A 19,016-nucleotide genomic window follows, 5' to 3' on the forward strand; every position below is an offset into this window, starting at 1 on the left:
GTCACCTCACCCCCTCGAGGACGTCGAGGTCGACGGGCTTGAAGCCGTCCACCTTCGTGCGCCACGGGGCGGCCGTGAAGACGGCGACGAGGACGGCGCCGAGCAGGAGCATGCCCCAGCCGAAGACGCCCTCGAGGTGGCGCGGGTAGCTCGGCTCATAGCCGCTGGTGGCGTAGCCCCACAGCGCCTGGACGAACATGAAGCCGAGGAGGAGCGGGACGACGAACTCGATCATGACGCGCCACCAGGCGCCCACGATCCGGGTCTCGGAGACGAGGTTGAGATGACGCTGGAGGCGCTTGGTGCGGCGCAGGACCCAGCCGACGCCGATGCACATGACGATCGCGGAGAACACCACGCCGATGTTGTTGATGTAGGCGTCGACGACGTCGAGGTCGTAGAGCCCCGAGGCCGTCCCGAAGAGCACGAAGGAGAGCACGGCGGCCGGCAGGCCTGAGATCAGCGTGGCCTTGGGGATCGACCAGCCGAACTTCTCCGCGACGGCGGGGACGACCACCTGGATGATCGAGATGAAGGAGGTCAGGCCCGCCATGAAGAAGGAGCCGAAGAAGAGGACGCCGAAGATCGCGCCGCCGGGCATCTGGGAGATGACGGTCGGGAAGGTGACGAAGGAGAGCGTCGGGCCGGCGATGCCGTCGAGCTGGTCGACGGTGGTGCCCTGCGCGTGCGCCATGAAGCCGAGGGTCGCGAAGACGCCGATGCCGGCGAGGAGCTCGAAGGAGGAGTTGGCGAAGGCGGCCACGAAGCCGGTGCCCACGAGGTTGGAGCGCGGCTTGAGGTAGGAGGCGTAGGTGAGCATGATGCCGAAGCCCACGGACAGGGAGAAGAAGATCTGGCCGAAGGCCGCCATCCACACCTTGTAGCTGCCCAGGGCGTCCCACTGCGGGGTGAACAGGGCGTTGAGGCCGTTGGTGGCGCCGGGGAGCATGATCGCCCGGATCACCAGGATCGTGAACATGACGACGAGGAGCGGTAGGAAGACCTTGTTCGCCTTCTCGATGCCGTTGGTGACGCCTCGGGCGACGGTGAACAGGCCGAAGGCCCACACGAGGAGCAGGGGGATGATGACCCCGTGGATCGGGGTGGCCGAGTAAGCCGGCGTGTCCCCGAGGCCGATGTAGCCGTAGAAGAAGCCCTTCGCGTCGTCGCCCCAGGCGAGGTTGAACGAGTAGAGCATGTAGCGCAGGGACCAGGCCACGATGACTGCGTAGTACGTCATGATGACGAAGTTGATGAAGACCTGCCACCAGCCGAGCCACTCGAAACGGCGCGCGAGACGGCGGAAGACGGCCGGCGCGGAGCCGCGGAAGCGGTGGCCGAGGGCGTAGTCGAGCAGCAGTACCGGGATGCCCGCGAGGAGCAGGGCGACGATGTAGGGGACCATGAAGGCCCCGCCGCCGTTGGAGTAGGCGACGCCGGGGAAGCGCCAGATGTTGCCCAGGCCGATGGCGGAGCCGATGGCCGCCATGAGGAAGCCGAGCTGGCCGGACCACTGCTCGCGCTCGGGCGCGGCCGCTTTGGGTGAGGTGGACATGGAGAGGACCTCTTGTGAGGGGTAACCGTCGTACGCCGGCCGGGGCGGCCGCGCGCCGCTGACCTGCGCACGGGCGCAGGGACGCTGATGGCTCGCGAAGGTAGTCGTGACCACGTGTCGTGCAGATCGTGTCCCACGATCCGAGACCACTGTGCTGTGCGACACTGTGCCGGACTAGAGGCGCCCCTCCGGCACCCGTCGACCTCGCGCCCCGCGCGTCCCCGAGGACGCCGACGGCGCCCGGAGCGCCCCGCACCCCCGCGGGCGCCACGCAGAACGAGAAGGAACCCCATGGCCACCCCGCACATCGCCGCCGAGCCCGACGACTTCGCCCCCGCCGTCCTCATGCCCGGTGACCCCAAGCGCGCCCAGCGCATCGCCGAGGCCGTCCTCGACGGGCCCCGCCTCGTCTCCGACGTGCGCGGCATGCTCGGCTTCACCGGCACCCACGAGGGCAAGCCGCTCTCCGTCATGGGCTCCGGGATGGGCCAGCCCTCCTTCACCATCTACGCCACCGAGCTCTTCAGCCAGTTCGGCGTCCAGCGCATCATCCGCGTCGGCACCGCCGGCGGCATCGGCAAGGACGTCCACGTCGGCGACGTCGTCATCGCCACCGGCGCCCACACCGACTCCGCCATGAACCAGCTGCGCGTCCCAGGCGTCAACTTCTCCGCCGTCGCCGACTTCCACCTCGCCCAGGCCGCCTGGGCCGAGGCCGAGGCCGCCGGCATGACGGACCGCGTCCACGCCGGCACGATCATCTCGCGCGACCACTTCTACTTCACGCCCGAGGGCCAGACCGAGGCGCTCTCCCGCTACGGCACCCTCGCCGTCGAAATGGAGGCCGCGGCCCTGTACGGCACCGCCGCCGAGTACGGCACGCAGGCCCTCGCCGTCCTCACGATCTCGGACCACCTCCTCGACCACTCCGGGGACATGTCCGCCGAGGACCGCGAGACCCGTTTCCAGGACTCCCTGCGCCTCGCCGTCGCAGCCGCGCTCAGCTGAGGCAGACGCCCACACCGAGCGACCAGGCAGGCCCTCGCGGAGCGCGACGCGCCGCAGGCAGGGCCCGGGGCGCGGCGTCGCGGCGAGCGTGGAGCGCGGCCGGCGCGCGGGTGCGCGCCCGGAGTCGTAGCCTGCGCTGCATGATCATGCGCCAGGTGCTGCCACGAGCGGCCGCCGCCCTCCCCGGTCAGGGGACGGTGCGACGGCCGCTCTCGCGCGCCCGAGCCCTCGACCTGCGCTACGTGCGCTCAGGCCCGGTGACGGAGGAGCCCGTCCTCGTCATCCCCGGCGGCCCGGGCCTTGCCTCCGTGCCGCCCTACGCGGGGCTCCGCGCCAGGACCTCACGGATCGGCGTCGACGTCCTCATGGTCGAGCACCGGGGCGTCGGACTGTCACGGCGGGACACGACCGGGCACGACCTCCTCGCCGAGGACCTCACGGTGGACGCGGTCATCGACGACCTGCTCAGCGTGCTCGACGCCGTGCGGGCGCCGCGGGCGCTCGTGTTCGGCTCCTCCTACGGCGCCTACCTGGCGGTGGCCCTCGGCGAGCGGGCACCGGAGCGGGTGGCCGCCATGGTCCTCGACTCCCCGCTGCTCACCACGAGAGCGCTGCGCGCCGAGCGCCGGGCCGTGCGCGCCGCGCTGTGGGAGGGCTCGGTCCCCGGGAGCGCCGTGCTCTCGGCCCGGGTCAGGGCCCTGTCCCACGGCGGCCTCCCCGACGACGAGCTCGTCGACGCCCTGCGCGCGGCGTGGGAGCTCGGCGGCCCGGAGCTGTCCCGCGCGGTCACCGACGCCTGGGCCCGTGGCCGTGGGCGCCTGGCACGCGCGCTCCTGCTCGCCTGGGCCGGCCACGGCCCGGAGCCCGAGGGCGGCAGCTGGCCCGCCTTCTACGAGTACGACCTCGTCTCCGCCCTCGCCCTGCACGAGCTCGACTTCTCCCCCGAGCCCGACGGCGCCCCGCTCGACGTCGCGCTGACCTACGGGCCCGTCGAGGGCAGCGACGCGCCGCACGAGGCCTTCGCCGGTGAGTCCCACGACCTCCCGCGCGCGCTGCGCCGCTTCACCTGGCCGACCGTCGTCGTCTCGGGGCGCCGCGACATGACGACCCCGCCGGAGGTGGCACGCCGGGCGGCGGCCGGGCTCCCCCACGGCGTCCTCGTGACGATCGACGGCGGGCACTCGGCGCTCGAGAACCGTCCCGAGACGGCTCTCGCCGTCGTGAGGGCGATTCAGGCGGGCGCCTGGGAACGGTTGCCGGGGCTCGAGGACGCGCTCGACGCGCTCCCGCGGCTCGCCGTCGCCGCACGGCTCCCGGCGATCGTCCGAGCGTGCCTCGCGCTGCCCGTCTGAGCACGGTCCCGGTCCCGGCCCGGGTCGGCGCACTCCCGAGGGAACGACGCCTAGCGCGCGAGGCCGGAGAGCAGTGCCTGGGAGGCGGCGACGATCTGCTCCTGGGCGCTCGTGCGGCTCGTCGTCGGCTCTCCGTCTCCGTCCTGGGGCCCGTAGTCCCCGAAGTCAGCGTGGACGGCGCCGTCCACCTCCACGAAGCGGGTACCGGCGGGGAGCAGGTTCCGGGTGCCGGCCACCTTCGCGGGCGTGGTGAGCCCGTTAGCTGTACTTCCCCATGAGGTTGTGAACGCGGTCTGAGGGGGTCTGGCCGCCGATTCCGGTGTGGGGTCGGTGGTGATTGTAGTAGTGCAGCCAGGTCGTGTAGGCGGCGGTTCGCTCTGCCTCGTCGGTGTAGACGGCGGCATACGCCCACTCGGCGGCGAGAGTGCGGTTGAAGCGCTCGACCTTGCCGTTGGTCTGCGGCCGGTAGGGCTTGGTCCACTTGTGCTTGACGGCCTGGCCGAGGGCATCAGCGAAGGCGCGCGAGCGGTAGCAGGCGCCATTGTCCGTCATCACGGCGGTGACGGTGACGCCGAGGCCGGAGAAGAACGCGTTCGCTCGTTGCCAGAAGGCGGCCGCGGTCTCCTTGCGCTCGTCGTCGAGGATCTCGGAGTACGCGACCCTGGAGTAGTCGTCGACGGCGTGGTGCAGGTACCGGTAGCCGCGCGAGCCCGGCGCCCCTGCCCTGGCGGCTCGATCGCGCACAGCGCCCGCGGTGCGGTCCTGGACGGATCCGCGACCGTGGACCCGCCAGCCGCCGCCGTCGGGGATGCGGCCTTGCTTCTTGACGTCAACGTGCACCAGCAGGCCGGGCGCAGCGACCTCGTACCGCCGCGGTGCCGGCTTGCGCACTGGCAGCCCGGTGGACTGGTCGATGTTGGCCAGCTTCGGCATGTGATAGCGGGCCAGTACCCGTCCGACCGTGGAGCGGTGCAGCCGCAGGTGATAGGCGATCCGGTGGGGACCCCACCGACGTGTGAACCGCAGCGCGATGATCCGGTGCTCCGTCCTGCGAGGCAGTCGCCCTGGGGAGGAACTCGGCCTCGAGCTTCGGTCGGTCAGCTCCAGCCCGGACCGGTACCTGTCCACCCACCGCTTCGCCGTCGCCGGCGAGCACTGGAACCGTTCGGCGGCGCGCCGCAGGGACCAGCCCTGATCGACGACGAGAACAGCGAGGCGACGACGCCCCTCCGGCGTCAAAGGCGCGTTAGCGTGAGTCATGAGGACCTCCGTGGTCAGGATGCGAGTGCGGTAACCCACATCCTGCCCGGAGGTCCTCGCTACCTCGACCGTTCACAACCTCCCGGTGAAGTACAGTTAGCGCTCGCGGTGACCGAGGTGATGTCGAGGCCCTTCTCGTCCGCGACCCGGCTGGCGGGGTAGGCGGCCCACAGGAGGAGGCCGCGCACGGCCGGGGCGTCGACCTCGCGCGCGGCGACGACGCCACCGAGACTGTGTCCTCCGACGGCCCACGTGGTGACCTCGGGGTGGTGGGCGATGACGGCCTCGGCGGCGCCCGTGGCGAGGAAGGCGACCTGGAGCCGCTGCTTGACGATGACGACCTCGTAGCCGCCCGCGGCGACGTCCGAGGCGAGCGGCACGTACGCCTGGGGCGCGACGAGGGCGCCCGGTTGGAGCACGAGGCCGGTCGTGGCCGTCCCGGTCGCGGGGCGCAGGACGATCTCGATCGAGCTCTCAGCGACGGTGACGCCGTCGGCGATCCTCTCGCTCGTCGCGGCGGCGGGACGGAGCCAGGCGGTGGCCCCCGCCAGTGCGAGGACGAGGACGGCGAGAAGTGCGCGCCCGACGCCCGCGAGGACACGGCGCCCGCTCCCTCTGCGCCCCGCCCGTGCATCGGGGAGTCCTCGCAGGCCTGAGACGAGGAGCCCGAGGCCGAGCAGCGTCACGACCGCGAGGAGGACGGCCGTCGCGGGGTGCAAGCCTCGGAGCACCGCGACAGCGACGCTGGCCGTCCAGCCGGCGGCGACGAGGCAGGCGAGTCCGAGAGCAGTCCGGAGGACACGTCGTCCGGGCGGGAGCGGTGCGCAAGTCACCCGCCGGACGCTAGCCGACGCGCTCACGACCGCACCCTCACCTGCGGCCGGCAGGGAGAGACCCTGTGGGCCGGCTGCGGCGTCAGGCGCGCCGGGAGGCCTCGTACGCAGCGCCGACGATCCCGGCGGTGTTGAGGAGCCGTGCCGGAATGATCTCCGTCTTGACGTCGAGGAGCGGGAGGAACTTCTCGCTCTTCTTGGACACGCCGCCACCCACGACGAACAGGTCGGGGCTGAAGAGCATCTCGACGTGCGAGTAGTAGCGCTGAAGGCGCTTGGCCCACTTCTTGAAGGAGAGGTCCTGAAGCTCGCGCTGGCCGGAGGACGCGTGGGACTCGGCGTCACGGCCGTCGATCTCGAGGTGCCCAAGCTCGGTGTTGGGGACGAGGGTCCCGTCGACGATGATCGCGGAGCCGATCCCGGTGCCCAGGGTGGTGACGATGACGGTGCCCGGGTGGCCCTTCGCGGCGCCGTAGGCGACCTCGGCGAGCCCGGCGGCGTCGGCGTCGTTGAGGACGGTGACGGCTCGTCCGAGGTGCTCCGCCATGATGGTCTCGACGTTGACGCCCTCCCAGGACTGGTCGAGGTTGGCGATGAAGGGGACGACGCCGTGGATGATGGGAGCCGGGAAGTCGATGCCGACGGGCACGTCCGGGCCGACCCCGAGTGCCTCGACGATCTGCTTGCAGACCTCGGCGACGGCGTCGGGCGTGGAGGGCTGGGGCGTCTCGATACGGACGCGCTCGCCGATGAACTCGCCGGTGTCGAGGTCGACGAGGGCGCCCTTGACGCCCGATCCACCGATGTCGATGCCGCAGCCGACGTGTGCCATGCGTGTCCTCCAGGGTCGTGTGGTGGCTGCGGAAAGGCTACCACCACCGGCAGCGCCCCCGGCTGCTCCTCGAGGCCGTTCCCGGCGCCTGGACGCCGTCGGTAACGCACTGGGGAAGCCCGGGCCACGGCGCTGACGATCGCGGGCCGTACGACGAAGGACCCCGCCGATGGCGGGGTCCTGCTGAGGGTGGACGCCGCTGGACTCAGCCCGAACACGTGGAAGCGGCTCGAACGGTTGAGTTTCGCGTGGGAGCAGCCGAAGCCGGGCATCGAAGGAGAGGCGCCACGGACGGTGGAACCCGGGCCTGGGGTGGTGTTGAACCCAATGAGACGGTTGCGAACACAACTCACCGAGACAGAAGTGGACGCAATACGAACCGCCCGGCAGAACGGCGACAGCGTGATCTCGATTTGCCGCCGGTTCGACATCCACCGAATGACCGTGCGAACGCATGCCAAGGACCTGCTGTGACGGCTCAGTAGCCCAGTTGATCAATCCCCCAGCGAGCTGCCACGCCTCTTGCAGATCGAGGTTCGAACCTGCCGGCTCCGACGAACACACGCCCAGCAAACACTCATGCAGCGTCAACGCGTCGCCAAAGGACCGCCAAAGGGGAGTGCAGCGTTGCCAGACAGAGATCTCGGACGACCATCACTCACCCGTCCAACAAGGCTCGTTTTGCAGAGTCTGGCAACGGTGAGGCGATATCCTGCGGCTCGCGAGTGTCGAATCGAACCATGGCGCCTCGTTCGCGCTCAAAAGATGTCAGCGTTTGCGGGAGCCTCGCGGACAGCTCGTGTGAGGAAGAAGTACCACCCTGGGCTCAGTAGGACGGTGTATTCGGGCGGGCCGCCAGCACGAACAGAGCGGGAGTTCGGGTCGCTGAACTCATCGTCTATGCGGAGGTCGTCCGGCAACTTCGCGGAGTGGACAAGTTCACATCGAAGCCACTTGTAGAAGAGGTGGTCCAGATTGACTTGCTGCCCCCGGTACTCGACGCTGATCGTCAAGTTCAGCGCGGCCTTCATGAACGCTTCGAAATTCTCTCGATCTTTTTTGATCTCAGGATAAGTCCTGCGGGCAGTGGCCGCGACTGCGATGAGAACGCTGAGCAGCGCCCCTTCTCGCCGGTTGTGTCGCCAGAGCAGATCTGCGTCTTCGAGTCGTTCTTGAATCGACATGATTCACTCATCATTCTTCATCCGAGATCCGCGGTCAAGTCCCTTGTTGTGGTGTGTCTTAGGCCGCGGTGATGGCGGTGGTGTCGTCGGTGTCGTGGCGTAGGAGGCGGGTCAGGCGTCGCATGGAGACCTCGGAGAGGTAGCGGCGTTCGCCGTACTGCCACTGCTCGTGCTGCTCGAGCAGGACGGCGCCGACCAGGCGGGTCACTGAGTCCCGGTCAGGGAAGACCTGGACGACGTCGGCTCGCCGTTTGATCTCGGTGTTGACCCTCTCGATGGGGTTGTTGGACCAGATCTTCTTCCAGTGGTCGGTCGGGAAGGCGGCGAAGGCCGTCAGGTCGGGCTCTGCGTCGCGCAGCATGGTGGCGACCTCAGGGGAGGTGGTCTGCATCGAGGCAGTGACCTGGTGGTAGCTCTCGCGCACGGCCTCGGGGGTGGTCTGGGCGTAGATCGTGGAGATCAGGGCGTTGACGGGCTTGGAGCGCGCTGAGCCCAGGCGCTGGGTGACGTCGCGGGCGAAGTGGACGCGGCAGCGCTGCCAGGCCGCTCCGGGCAGGACGGCCTTGACCGCGGCCTTGAGCCCGGTGTGGGCGTCGGAGATGACCAGCGCCACGCCCTGGGGGCGTGAGGCCGAGGACGGGTTCAGGCCGCGTTGGCGCAGGTCGCGCAGGAACTCCGTCCAGAAGTCGGTGGACTCGCTGTCCCCGACCGTCATGCCCAGGATCTCGCGGCGTCCGGCGGCTGAGACCCCGACGGCGACGACGGTGGCCTGGGAGACGACGTGACCGTGCTGGCGCACGTCGAGGTAGGTGGCGTCCAGGTAGAGGTAGGGGAACCAGGTGTGGTCCAGCGGGCGGGTCAGGAAGGTGGAGACGACCTCGTCGATGTCGGCGCAGATCCGCGAGACCTGGGACGTGGAGATGCCGGTCTCGTTGCCCAGGGCACGCACCAGGTCGTCGACCTTGCGGGTGGAGGCCCCCTGGATCCAGGCGGTGGCGATCACCGAGTACAGGGCCTTGTCGACCCGGCGGCGTGGGTGGAGCAGGGAGGGGAAGAAGGAGCCCTGGCGCAGCTTGGGGATCACCAGGTCGAGCTCGCCGGCCGGGGTCGCCAGGACCTTGGGGCGGGTGCCGTTGCGGCGCGTGGTGCGCTCGTCGGTGCGCTCGTAGCGCTCGGCGCCGATGCGGGCGATGGCCTCGGCGTCCACGAGGTCCTGCAGTCCCGCCTGCAGCGGGCGACGGAACACCTCCTCGTGGGCCAGGCCCGGATCAGCGAGCAGCTCGCGCAGCAGCGTGGACAGGGCAGACTTGTCCCGGGTCATCGTGGGGTCCCTTCGAAAGGTTCTTGGCGGAATCAGGTCCCCACGATGACCCACCCAGCACCTCAACGCACCGACCCGCGTCACCACGGGAATTGCCACCACGCTAAGGGACTCACCCTACGAGGGAGATGCGCTCGGCGGCACGCAGGAAATGTCAGTGGTGGCCGTCAGACTGAAGGCAGCGCAGAGAGGAGAAGACGTGATCGAAGCCGTCAAAGCCCTGCCCGGGCTCATCAAGGACTGGAAGACCAACAGTGATCTGATTTACCAACTAGTTGGATGCCTCGCTGGGGTGCTGACAATCGCCGCATACGTTCGCGAGCAACGCCCCAGTGAGGTTCTCGCGTCCGCCATGTACGCCATTGGGGCTTCGGGGGTCGGAGGGTGGTTCGAGTCCGGCCTCCCACCGTTACTTGCCGAGCCTCATGTTGAGGCAAGCCGCACACTCGTGTCGCTGGCAGCGTTGGCTGTCCTGACGATGCTGATCAAACCATTCTTCAACGCCAAGCGTGACGACTGGCCTATTGACCTTCAGGCCCGAGGCCTCTTGGGCTCGCGCGCAGCCGTCACGACGTGGGTGTTGCTCATGTTCGCAGCTCAATTCGCGTCCATAGCGTGGGCGGCGGAGTGGCTGCGTTCACAAGTGCAGGTTGCTGTGATTGTTACCGTTGCGACCGCTTTGATTCTCGGGCTGGCATATGTTGCTGCGCGCAGACTCCAGATGCACAGCCTTCTCGATGTGGCTGGTGCCTGGCTCGCCCACATGGTGGCGAGCGCAGGCGCAGTCGTGATCATGACGGGATTCGCCTTGGCATTCGCCGTCATCGGGCCAGTCATGGGTGCCGCGTCCTGGCTCTTTACAACAGAGTCTGATGCGTACTCAGATACCAAGCGACGGGTCGCGCAAGAACTCGCCCGTTCGCAGCAGCCAACCGGAGCTATCTGAATCGCCCCGGGTTTGTTAGAGGCTCGCAAGTGCCGCGTCGGCGGTCGCCGGCACGGTCTGGTGGTGATAGTAGGTGTCCTCGAGTTCGACGGGCGGGATCATGCCGATCTCGCCGTGGAGGCGACGATGGTTGAACCAGTCGATGTACTCCGCGGTCGCGATCTCGTGGTCGTCGATGTTCTTCCAAGGGCCGTGGTTGCGGATCAGTTCGGCCTTGAACAGCGAGTTGAAGCCCTCAGCCAGGGCGTTGTCGTAGGAGTCGCCGGTCGAACCAACGGACGCGACCGCGCCGGCTTCCGAGAGGCGCTGGGTGTAGCGGACGGCGACGTACTGGGCGGATTCAAGGGGTGGTCGCAACACTGCGAGGATCGGAGGGGTTGTCGGTGGTTGAGGATCAGGGTCGGCGTCGGCAGTGGCGGGCGGATCGTGCGGTTGGTGAGGTGATGCGTTCTCCGGGGCGACCGCCGGTGTCCAGGGTCGCGTGCCGCGACTTCTGGCGCCTGGTGGCTGAGGGGTTCTCCAGTGAGCAGGCTGCGCAGGCCGTCGGCGTGTCGGCGGCCGTGGGGGCCCGATGGTTCCGCCAAGGTGGCGGGATGGCACCGATGTCGTTGGCCGAGCCCGCCGGCCGATACCTGAGCCTTGACGAGCGAGAGGAGATCGCCGTCCTTCACGCCAAGGGCGAGGGCGTGCGCAGCATCGCTCGTGCGATCGGCCGCAGCGCGGCGACGGTGAGTCGTGAGCTGCGTCGGAACGCCGCTACCCGCGGCGGGGCGGTGGTGTACAGGGCCAGCGTGGCCCAGTGGAAGGCCGAGCAGGCCGCCAGGCGCCCCAAGGAGACGAAGCTGGCCTCCAACCCGCGTCTTGGCCAGTACGTCGTTGACGCCCTGGCCGGCAGGGTGACCGACGCGCACGGGCAGGCCGTGCGCGGTCCGGAGGTACCGGGCTGGAAGGGGCGGGGCAAGCCGCGCAGGGCCGACCGCCCGTGGTCCAGGGGGTGGAGCCCGGAGCAGATCAGCAACCGCCTCAAGGTCGACTTTCCCGGCTCTTCGTAATCAAGGGGGTAGGTGGGGTCTGAAGCCGCCGGCTTCGAGCAGACTCCGTGAGATGTAGTTCGTCAGGTTCCGGAAGCCCAGGGCGGAGCCGCGGAGGTGTTCGAGGCGCCCGTTGAATCTCCTATGTCTGTCAAGTCGTCTTGAGCTGGGCCCGGGCTGCGGTGTTGAGGTGTCGGTAGATCTCACGGGCGAGGTATCGCTTGAGGCAGCGACGAATCTCGCGGAGGCTGCGTCCTTCGGCGGTGCGGCGCTCGACGTAGGCGCGGGTGCGGGGGTCCATGCGCATGCGGGTGACGATGGCCATGTGGAGGGCGCGGTTCAGGCGTCGGTCACCGCCGCGGTTGATGCGGTGCCGGACGGTGTTGCCCGAGGACGCGGGGATCGGGCTGACACCGGCGAGGCTGGCGAACGCGGCCTCGGATCTGATGCGACCCAGATGCGACCAGGCGGTCAACGCGACGGCGGCGGTGACCGGCCCGATTCCGGGCTGGTCAAGGAGCGTGCCTGCAGGGCTCTGGCGGACGAGATCGGTGATCCGCTTGGTGATGTCCTTGAGTTCAGTGTCGAGTGCGGCGACGCGCTTGGCGAGACGGGTGGCTTCGCCTCGGGCTGTAGCGGTGGCGAGGTTTTCGTCGCGTGTTCTCCATGCCGCGATCGTGACGATCTGCGTCGCGGTGAGCGGGCGGCGGGCGTCGATTCCGAGGTCGACCACTCGCAGCAGCGCGGTGAGCGCGTTGATCGTCGCGGTGCGCTCGGTGCTCATGTGATCACGAGATGCCAGCAGCACCTTGACGGCGGCGCGGATACCGTCGTCAGCGCGCGGTTCGCGCAGCTGCGTGTCCTGGAGCGGGAGCGCTGCGGCGGCGATGCGGCGGGCGTCCAACGGGTCGGACTTGCCGATGCCGCGGTTCGCGCGGGCGTTCATGCGCGGGGCCTCGACGACCGCGTATCCAGCATCCGATGCGGCGCGCGCCAGGCGTGCCCCGTAGGTTCCGGTGCCCTCGATCACCCAGAGCACGCCGGCGTCGCCGCCGGTGCGTCGTCCGCCCCAGGACACGGCTCGTGACAGACCCGCTGCGGTGGCGGGGAACTGGGCCTCATCGACGATCTCACCGGTGGGGCAGGCCAGGATCGAGATGGCGTGGTTGCGGGCGTGGGTATCCACGCCGATGACGAACGGGCGGGCATGCGCGACGATAGCCATGGCGATCGACGCTCCTCTCTTCAAACCGACAGGGTCACGGTCGCTGAGCGGCCGGCACCGGTCCGGGAAGAGGTCACGTCGGGGCGAATCTGTGATGGGCCACGACCCCGCAGGGGTCGGGCAGTCTCCTGATGAGGCCACCGAGGTGGGCCGGACGGCGCCGGCCGCGCCGACCCGGGCGGACAATTCAACGGAAAGACACCGCAAGCGGGCCAATTGCTTCGAGAGTCACACCCCGGTCGACACGGCCGACATCCATCATGACCAGCCAGTCCCAGACCGGCCGATTCCAGACTCACAGATCGCCTCCGTGGGACCGTTGCTGGTGCCGGGCCGGTCGAAGAACGCGAGCACGTCGATGGCCCGTTGCTTCAGTGTCCGGCCGAGCTTGCGCAGTTCGACAAGTCCGGCCGGGATACCGCTTGTGAGGGAGTCGATGAGTTGCTGCATGACGAACTTCCCGAGTCCCCGGTCAGCTTCCCGGTAGGCGGTGACCATCCGCTGATAGATGCCCCAGGTCGCCTCGACCTCGACATGCTGCTCGTCGGCGAACAGCTCCTCGAGGCGGGTCTGCTGCTTCTCGGTGAGCAGCCCGGCTCCGGTGTGCAGGGTGCGGCGGGCCTTGTAGAGCGGATCCTCCTTCCTTCCGCGGCGCCCGAATGCGTCACGCTGGACGCGGCGGCGGCACTCGTCGAGCGCGTCGCCAGCCAATCTCACGACGTGGAACGGGTCCATCACCGCGACCGCGTCGGGGAGTTCCTCGACGGCAGCGGTCTTGAACCCGGTGAACCCGTCCATCGCGACAACCTCGACACCATCGCGCCAGGCCTGGGCACGGGCGGCGAGCCAGGTCTTGAACACGCTCTTGGAACGCCCCTGGACCATGTCCAGCAACCGTGACGGTCCGGTCTTGTCCCGCACCGGGGTGAGGTCGATGATCACGGTCACGTACTTGTCGCCGCGGCGGGTGTGGCGCCAGACGTGCTCGTCGACGCCGATCACCGCGACGCCGCACGGACCGGGCTGGGTCATCGATCAGTGCCCGCTTGCCCTGGGCGAGGACCGCGGTGTTCGCCGTGTGCCAGGACACCCCCAAGCCCGCGGCTACACGCGAGACCGTGAGATGGTCGACCACGATGCCCTCCAGCGCCCACCGCATCCCGCGACGAGACAGCTTCGCTCGCGCGGGCGCCGCCGCGGTGAGGTCTTCGCGCCAGGAACGCCCGCAGCCGGAACACTTGTATCGGCGGATCCGGACCAGCAGCGTCGTCGGGCGGTGTCCGAACGGCTCGTGCGCGAGCAACCGCGTATCAGTCCCGCGACAAAGCCCCTGGCTGCCACAACCCCGACACCACGGATCCGGCTCCGCAACCCGGCACTCGATCACCGCCCGGTCCGACTGGGGACACTGCCCCACCGCGACCAGACCAAGCTCGTCCAGTCGGCAGAACACGGTCAGATCAGGGGTCGCAAAGGTAGCGTGGAGCACGTCGAGGTCTTCCGGCAGATGGTCAGTGTGAGAACTTCCATCATCGGCAGACCTCGACCCTCACCCCCGCAACGACGCGCTCAACCACCTACCCCCTCAACTGCGAAGAGCCACTTTCCCTCTGATGAGTCGATGCGGATCAGTCACGAGGCGATCTACCAGGCGCTGTTCATCCAGGGACGCGGTGCTCTGGAGCGCGAGATGACCGCGTGCCTGCGCACGGGGCGGGCGCTTCGCAAGCCTCGCCAGCGACGACGCAGCAAGCCCCAGGGGCACGTCACTGCCGACACTCTCATCGCTCAGCGTCCCCAGGAGGCCTCGGACCGCAGCGTCGTCGGGCACTGGGAGGGAGACCTGATCATCGGCACGGGCCGGTCCGCCGTCGCGACGCTGGTCGAGCGCGTCAGCCGCATGACGATCCTCGTCCACCTGCCGCGTACCGAGCGCGAGGACCTCCATCAGGAGCCCGGGCGGGTGAGGTCCCGCCCCTCCGGCTACAGCGCCGACGCGGTCGCCACGGCCCTGGAGGAGGCACTCAGCCACCTCCCACTGGAAATGCGCAAGACCATCACCTGGGACCGGGGAGGGCAGATGGCCGCCCACGCCGCCCTCACCGCCGCCACCGGCACCAAGATCTACTTCGCCGACCCCCACAGCCCGTGGCAGCGTCCCAGCAACGAGAACACCAACGGACTCCTGCGCCAGTACTTCCCCAAGGGCACGGACCTATCACGATGGAGCGCCCAGGACCTCCAGGCCGTCGCCCACACCCTGAATGACAGGCCCCGAAAGATCCTGGGCTGGAAGAACCCCAACGAGGTCTTCAACCATCACCTACACTCCCTCCAACACACACGTGTTGCGACCACCGCTTGAATCCGCCCACTACCGATCCATCCGCTACAGACAGTCGCTCGCCGACTGCCAGGCCGTGGCGTCGGTGGGGCCCCGAGGGCGACTCCTACGACAACGCCCTGGCTGAGGCCCTGAACTCGTTGTACAAGGCCGAGCTCATCCGGAACAAGGGGCCCTGGACGTCCATCGACGACGTCGAGCTGGCGACCGCCGAGTGGGTCCACTGGTACAACACTGTGCGGCCTCACTCCGCGATCGGGATGCTCACCCCCGTCGAGCACGAGCACACCCACCACACCGCAACCGGAGCCGAGGCCACAGCCCTTGAGGTCGTCGACCGACCCCTACCCCAGACCACCACAACCAGATAAACGAGCCTCCACAAAACCCGGGGCTTGACAGGCTCCCCACAGCTGCGGTAGCGATCGTGCTTCGTGGCGCGCACCCGGCTGGGCACACTGGCACTGGACGACAGGATGACGCTGCGCGAATGGTCCTCACCCGCCCGGGCTCGGATCGATGAGACCGATCCGCTCCTGCTCGGGACCATCACCGTCGAGCTAAGCCCGACGGGGGCCGGTAGCCGCCCGACCTGGCGGCAGGGCTATGGCGCCCGAGGCCTTCCCGCCGTGCTGGCACTAGCCCTCGGGCCGTTCGCGGCCCGGGGCTACCGGGTGGCGCTGGGGCGCATCGCATCCTGTACTGACCGGCCAGGCCGTGGCGGACTCAGCCGTGGCGGGCCACCAGGCCGGCGCGTTGCACCAGGTCGGCCTGCAGGGGTAACCGCGCCCAGGAGACCAGCCGCTGCGGCCACGGGCGCCTGCGCCACCGCCAGGCCATCGTGAGATTGCCGGGGAAGACGCCGATGAACAGGGCCTGGGCCGCCCGGCCGCCGGCCCGGCGGGTGGCGGGCACCGCCAGCAAGGTTCCGATGGCCAGCTCCGCCATTCCCGAGCCGAACGTCCACTGCCGTGCAATCCCGGGCAAGCAGCGAGGGATCAGCGCATCGAAAGGCTCAGGCCTAGCAAAATGCAACGCGCCCATGCCCAGACAGAGACCTGCCAAGCCCCAGGCATTGCGATGTGCTTCATCGAGAGATGTCATGGTTTTCTTTTACGTCAATAGGCCAGTGGAATGCAAGAGCCAGGGGGGCTGGACGGCGATAGGGAGCACTTCAACGAGATGGAGATGGCTCGGACGAGCCAGAGATCCAGGCAGCGCATGGTTCCATGCCTGGACTTTCCCTGAACCGGCCCCAGTCGCCGAACGCTGTCCCGAGAGCCCATTCAGCGCACGCATCACGCGCATGTCATGCTCTTCATCCGCTGGTGGCGGACAGTCTTTTCGCACCACGTCTGGGACTCGGGCATGAAGCTAGGTTTGCCTCGGGTCCCCATCGAGGGATGTCACCATCCGTAGCGCCTGAGACATACGAACCCCGGAACGAGGAGGACACCCGATGAGCCATCATGACGTGATCGTGGTGGGAGCGGGCCTGGCTGGCCTGGCCTGTGCCGCCGCCCTGAAGGATGCAGGCTTCAAGACCGTGGTGCTGGAAGCCACGGACCGCGTTGGCGGACGGGCCACCAGCGACGAGGTGGACGGCTTCATACTGGAGCGCGGCTTCCAGGTGCTCAACCCCGCTTATCCCCATCTGCGCGCCACCGGGGTGCTGGCGGGCCTGGACCTCCAGCCCTTCCCCCGCGCCATCCGGGTGCGGCGCGGTGGGCAGATCGACGAGCTGGTCGACCCGACGCGCCACCCCCGGTCTGTCGCCCAGGACCTGCGCAGCGGGCTGGTCTCTCCTCGTGATCTGGCGGCGGCACGCCTCGCCCTGCAACTGACCAGCGCCGATCGTCGCCGGGGGGATGCCTTCGACGCCGCCGGTTTCCGGGGCCCGCTGCGCCGCCACGTCGTGGACCCCTTCCTCGCGGGGGTGGTGTGCGAGGCAGAGGGCTCCACCTCGCTGCGCTTTACCGCTTGGCTGGCGTCGATGTTCCTGCGGGGTACCCCCGGCCTTCCCAAGGGCGGTATGCGACGCCTGCCCGAGGTCTTGGCCGACGGGCTCGACGTGCGCCTCGATCATCGCGTGACAGCGGTGGACACCGTGGCGTCAGGGGTCTCGACCCCCCACGGTGATTTCACCGGGCGGGCGCTGGTCCTGGCGGCCGGTCCGATCGGCGCGGCCTGTCTGGTCGGCGAGCAGCCTCCAGTGACGCACCCGACCACCACGTGGTGGTTCGCCACGGACCGGGCCCCCAGTCACAGCGGCGCCATTCACGTCGACGGCGAGTCCTCCGGTCCGGTGATCACCACCGCGGTGGTGAGCCACGCCGCACCGGACCACGCACCTGCCGGCCAGCACCTCGTCACGGCACTGACCCTTGCCGAGGGTGACGTGACCGATGGTGATCGGGCCGGTGGCCAGGCGGCCGATCGCGGTGTTGACGAGCAGCAGGTGCTCGCACACCTGGGGCACATCTATGGCGCGGACACCGATGGGTGGCGCACCCTTGCAGCGCACCGGATTCCCCAAACGTTGCCCGCCGTCGTCCCGGGACAGTTCGCCCACGGCCGCATCGGGTATCGAGACGAGGCGGTGCTGTGCGGTGACCAATTCGGAAATGCCTCCATCGACGGGGCGGTCGCCTCCGGGCAAGCGGCCGCCAGCGAGGTCATCCGTCGCCTTCGCACCCAGATGCCTGAGGGGAGGACCGCGCGGTGACGACCCTGCTGTGGCTGCGCGACGACCTCAGGGTCCACGACCACCCGGCACTCAATGCTGCACTGCAGGACGACGGGGTCGTGGTGGCCCTGTGGATCCGCGAATGCAGCCCGCCCGAGCCCGAGGGCGAGGCGCGAGGACCGCGCCCGCTGGGAGCAGCGAGCCGCTGGTGGTACCACCAGAGTCTTGTGTCGCTCTCGCAGTCCTTGGCCGAACTGGGCATCCCCTTGCTCTTCGCCCAGGGTGACGCGCGCCAGATCCTGCCCGACCTCGCGCAACGCTTGGGAGCAGGCACCGTCAGGTGGACTCGCCGGTACGCCCAGCCGGCCCGCGCGCTGGACGCCGAGGTGAAGGCGGGGTTGCTGGCGGCTGGTCTGGCGGCGCACAGCCACCCCGGCAGCCTGCTGGTGGAACCTTGGACGCTCTCCACCACCACCGGTGGGCACTACACGGTCTTCACCCCCTTCCACCGCCGGGCCTCGGAGCTCGACGTGGGCGCCTGCCTGCCCGCCCCGGACACCCCGCCGCAGGACGCAGACAGCGCGATAGCGCTGCCCGACGACCTGGGTGAGGCCGTCACCCGCCAGGTCGACGACCTGGAGCTGCTCGACGACCACCCGCAGTGGTGGCGGGACACGGTCACACAGCACTGGTCCCCCGGAGAGGACGAGGCGCTGGCCCGCCTCGACGCGATCGAGCAATGGCTACCGGGCTACCACACCTCACATGACTTGCCCGCGGACTACAACTCCACCAGCCGCCTGTCGCCCCACCTGCGTACCGGGGAGGTCTCGCCGAGGCAACTGCTCGAGGCAACCAACCGGGTTGACGTCCCGGCGGCCGACCGTCAGGCCTGGCTGCGGCAGCTCTACTGGCGTGAGTTCTGCTGGCACCTGACCTTTCACCTCGACGACCTCTCGACCCGCCCGATGCGGCCCCAGTTCGAGGCCTTTCCCTACGAACCGGACGAGGAGCTCCTGCGGGCCTGGCAGCAGGGACGCACGGGATACGGCCTGGTGGATGCAGGCATGATGCAGCTGTGGCAGACGGGTTGGATGCACAACCGGGTGCGCATGGTCACCGCCTCATTGCTCACCAAGAACCTGCTGCAGCCATGGTGGCTGGGGGAGCAGTGGTTCTGGGACACCCTGGTGGACGCCGACGAGGCCAGCAATCCGGTCTCCTGGCAGTGGGTGGCCGGCTGTGGCGCCGACGCGGCGCCCTATTTCCGGGTCTTCAACCCCGAGCTCCAACGGCTCCGCTTCGATCCGGATGGCGCCTACGCCACCCGGTGGCTCCGCGATGCAAGGCCCGGGTCGCTGGCACCCGTCGTCGATCTGAAGCAGTCCCGGCAGGAGGCCCTGGAGGCCTACGAGGCGGTCCGTCAGGGGCGGTGAGGG

Annotated in this window: 15 protein-coding genes and 4 pseudogenes; 8 read left to right on the forward strand and 11 right to left on the reverse strand. The window is 69.1% G+C overall.

Going from position 1 to position 19,016, the window contains the following annotated elements; all coding sequences use genetic code 11:
• Window position 1: 1 nt before the first annotated feature.
• Window positions 2–1,555, reverse strand: coding sequence for a sodium-dependent transporter (locus AXF14_RS12095; RefSeq protein ID WP_067943564.1), 1,554 nt, complete (start codon window positions 1,553–1,555; stop codon window positions 2–4).
• A 291-nt stretch (window positions 1,556–1,846) separates the two neighbouring features.
• On the opposite strand from AXF14_RS12095, the gene deoD reads away from it, so the two are divergent.
• Window positions 1,847–2,563 carry a purine-nucleoside phosphorylase gene (deoD, locus tag AXF14_RS12100; protein WP_067943566.1) on the forward strand — a complete coding sequence of 239 codons (717 nt, stop codon included), beginning with the start codon at window positions 1,847–1,849 and terminating at the stop codon, window positions 2,561–2,563.
• A 140-nt stretch (window positions 2,564–2,703) separates the two neighbouring features.
• Window positions 2,704–3,915 (forward strand): alpha/beta fold hydrolase, encoded by a 1,212-nt coding sequence (locus AXF14_RS12105; RefSeq protein ID WP_067943568.1) that lies wholly within the window; start codon window positions 2,704–2,706, stop codon window positions 3,913–3,915.
• Between the two features lie 50 nt (window positions 3,916–3,965).
• Here the strand turns inward: AXF14_RS12105 and AXF14_RS14220 are convergent, their stop codons facing one another.
• The 6 genes from AXF14_RS14220 to AXF14_RS12135 form a co-directional block, all read right to left on the reverse strand.
• Window positions 3,966–4,151: an alpha/beta hydrolase gene (locus tag AXF14_RS14220; RefSeq protein ID WP_067943570.1), complete on the reverse strand. Its 186-nt coding sequence runs from the start codon at window positions 4,149–4,151 to the stop codon at window positions 3,966–3,968.
• Between the two features lie 22 nt (window positions 4,152–4,173).
• Window positions 4,174–5,175 carry an IS481 family transposase gene (locus AXF14_RS12115; protein ID WP_067944424.1) on the reverse strand — a complete coding sequence of 334 codons (1,002 nt, stop codon included), beginning with the start codon at window positions 5,173–5,175 and terminating at the stop codon, window positions 4,174–4,176.
• Between the two features lie 59 nt (window positions 5,176–5,234).
• Complete coding sequence (locus AXF14_RS12120) at window positions 5,235–5,894, reverse strand: alpha/beta hydrolase (protein ID WP_169798270.1); 660 nt, start codon at window positions 5,892–5,894, stop codon at window positions 5,235–5,237.
• Between the two features lie 196 nt (window positions 5,895–6,090).
• Complete coding sequence (ppgK, locus tag AXF14_RS12125; protein WP_067943573.1) at window positions 6,091–6,840, reverse strand: polyphosphate--glucose phosphotransferase; 750 nt, start codon at window positions 6,838–6,840, stop codon at window positions 6,091–6,093.
• Between the two features lie 758 nt (window positions 6,841–7,598).
• Complete coding sequence (locus AXF14_RS13790) at window positions 7,599–8,024, reverse strand: hypothetical protein (RefSeq protein ID WP_150118489.1); 426 nt, start codon at window positions 8,022–8,024, stop codon at window positions 7,599–7,601.
• Window positions 8,025–8,082: 58 nt separating this feature from the next.
• Window positions 8,083–9,345 (reverse strand): IS256 family transposase, encoded by a 1,263-nt coding sequence (locus tag AXF14_RS12135; protein WP_067943575.1) that lies wholly within the window; start codon window positions 9,343–9,345, stop codon window positions 8,083–8,085.
• 199 nt (window positions 9,346–9,544) lie between these two features.
• On the opposite strand from AXF14_RS12135, the gene AXF14_RS12140 reads away from it, so the two are divergent.
• Window positions 9,545–10,291 carry a hypothetical protein gene (locus tag AXF14_RS12140; protein WP_067943576.1) on the forward strand — a complete coding sequence of 249 codons (747 nt, stop codon included), beginning with the start codon at window positions 9,545–9,547 and terminating at the stop codon, window positions 10,289–10,291.
• 15 nt (window positions 10,292–10,306) lie between these two features.
• On the opposite strand, the pseudogene AXF14_RS14035 reads toward AXF14_RS12140, so the two are convergent.
• Window positions 10,307–10,624: pseudogene (locus AXF14_RS14035) on the reverse strand (integrase core domain-containing protein); the annotation flags it as partial.
• Between the two features lie 110 nt (window positions 10,625–10,734).
• On the opposite strand from AXF14_RS14035, the pseudogene AXF14_RS12150 reads away from it, so the two are divergent.
• Window positions 10,735–11,328, forward strand: a pseudogene (locus AXF14_RS12150) (transposase); the annotation flags it as partial.
• A 145-nt stretch (window positions 11,329–11,473) separates the two neighbouring features.
• On the opposite strand, the gene AXF14_RS12155 reads toward AXF14_RS12150, so the two are convergent.
• A complete protein-coding gene (locus tag AXF14_RS12155; RefSeq protein ID WP_067938828.1) occupies window positions 11,474–12,547 on the reverse strand; it encodes an IS110 family RNA-guided transposase in 1,074 nt (357 codons plus the stop codon).
• 300 nt (window positions 12,548–12,847) lie between these two features.
• Window positions 12,848–14,036: pseudogene (locus AXF14_RS12160) on the reverse strand (ISL3 family transposase); the annotation flags it as partial.
• A gap of 114 nt (window positions 14,037–14,150) precedes the next feature.
• Between AXF14_RS12160 and AXF14_RS12165 the strand changes: the two are divergent.
• Both AXF14_RS12165 and AXF14_RS14935 read left to right on the forward strand, forming a co-directional pair.
• Window positions 14,151–14,912, forward strand: a pseudogene (locus tag AXF14_RS12165) (IS30 family transposase); the annotation flags it as partial.
• Window positions 14,909–15,262 (forward strand): integrase core domain-containing protein, encoded by a 354-nt coding sequence (locus AXF14_RS14935; protein ID WP_211260095.1) that lies wholly within the window; start codon window positions 14,909–14,911, stop codon window positions 15,260–15,262. The pseudogene AXF14_RS12165 and the gene AXF14_RS14935, both read left to right, overlap by 4 nt.
• 355 nt (window positions 15,263–15,617) lie before the next feature.
• On the opposite strand, the gene AXF14_RS12175 is transcribed toward AXF14_RS14935, so the two are convergent.
• Window positions 15,618–15,995: a DoxX family protein gene (locus tag AXF14_RS12175; protein ID WP_084355563.1), complete on the reverse strand. Its 378-nt coding sequence runs from the start codon at window positions 15,993–15,995 to the stop codon at window positions 15,618–15,620.
• 355 nt (window positions 15,996–16,350) lie between these two features.
• Between AXF14_RS12175 and AXF14_RS12180 the strand changes: the two genes are divergently transcribed.
• Both AXF14_RS12180 and AXF14_RS12185 read left to right on the forward strand, forming a co-directional pair.
• Window positions 16,351–17,616: an NAD(P)/FAD-dependent oxidoreductase gene (locus tag AXF14_RS12180; RefSeq protein ID WP_067943588.1), complete on the forward strand. Its 1,266-nt coding sequence runs from the start codon at window positions 16,351–16,353 to the stop codon at window positions 17,614–17,616.
• Window positions 17,613–19,013: a cryptochrome/photolyase family protein gene (locus AXF14_RS12185; protein WP_067943590.1), complete on the forward strand. Its 1,401-nt coding sequence runs from the start codon at window positions 17,613–17,615 to the stop codon at window positions 19,011–19,013. Before AXF14_RS12180 ends, AXF14_RS12185 begins: the two co-directional genes overlap by 4 nt.
• The last annotated feature ends 3 nt before the right edge of the window (window positions 19,014–19,016 follow it).

It is taken from the genome of Actinomyces radicidentis, assembly GCF_001553565.1.
Classification (GTDB): domain Bacteria; phylum Actinomycetota; class Actinomycetes; order Actinomycetales; family Actinomycetaceae; genus Actinomyces; species Actinomyces radicidentis.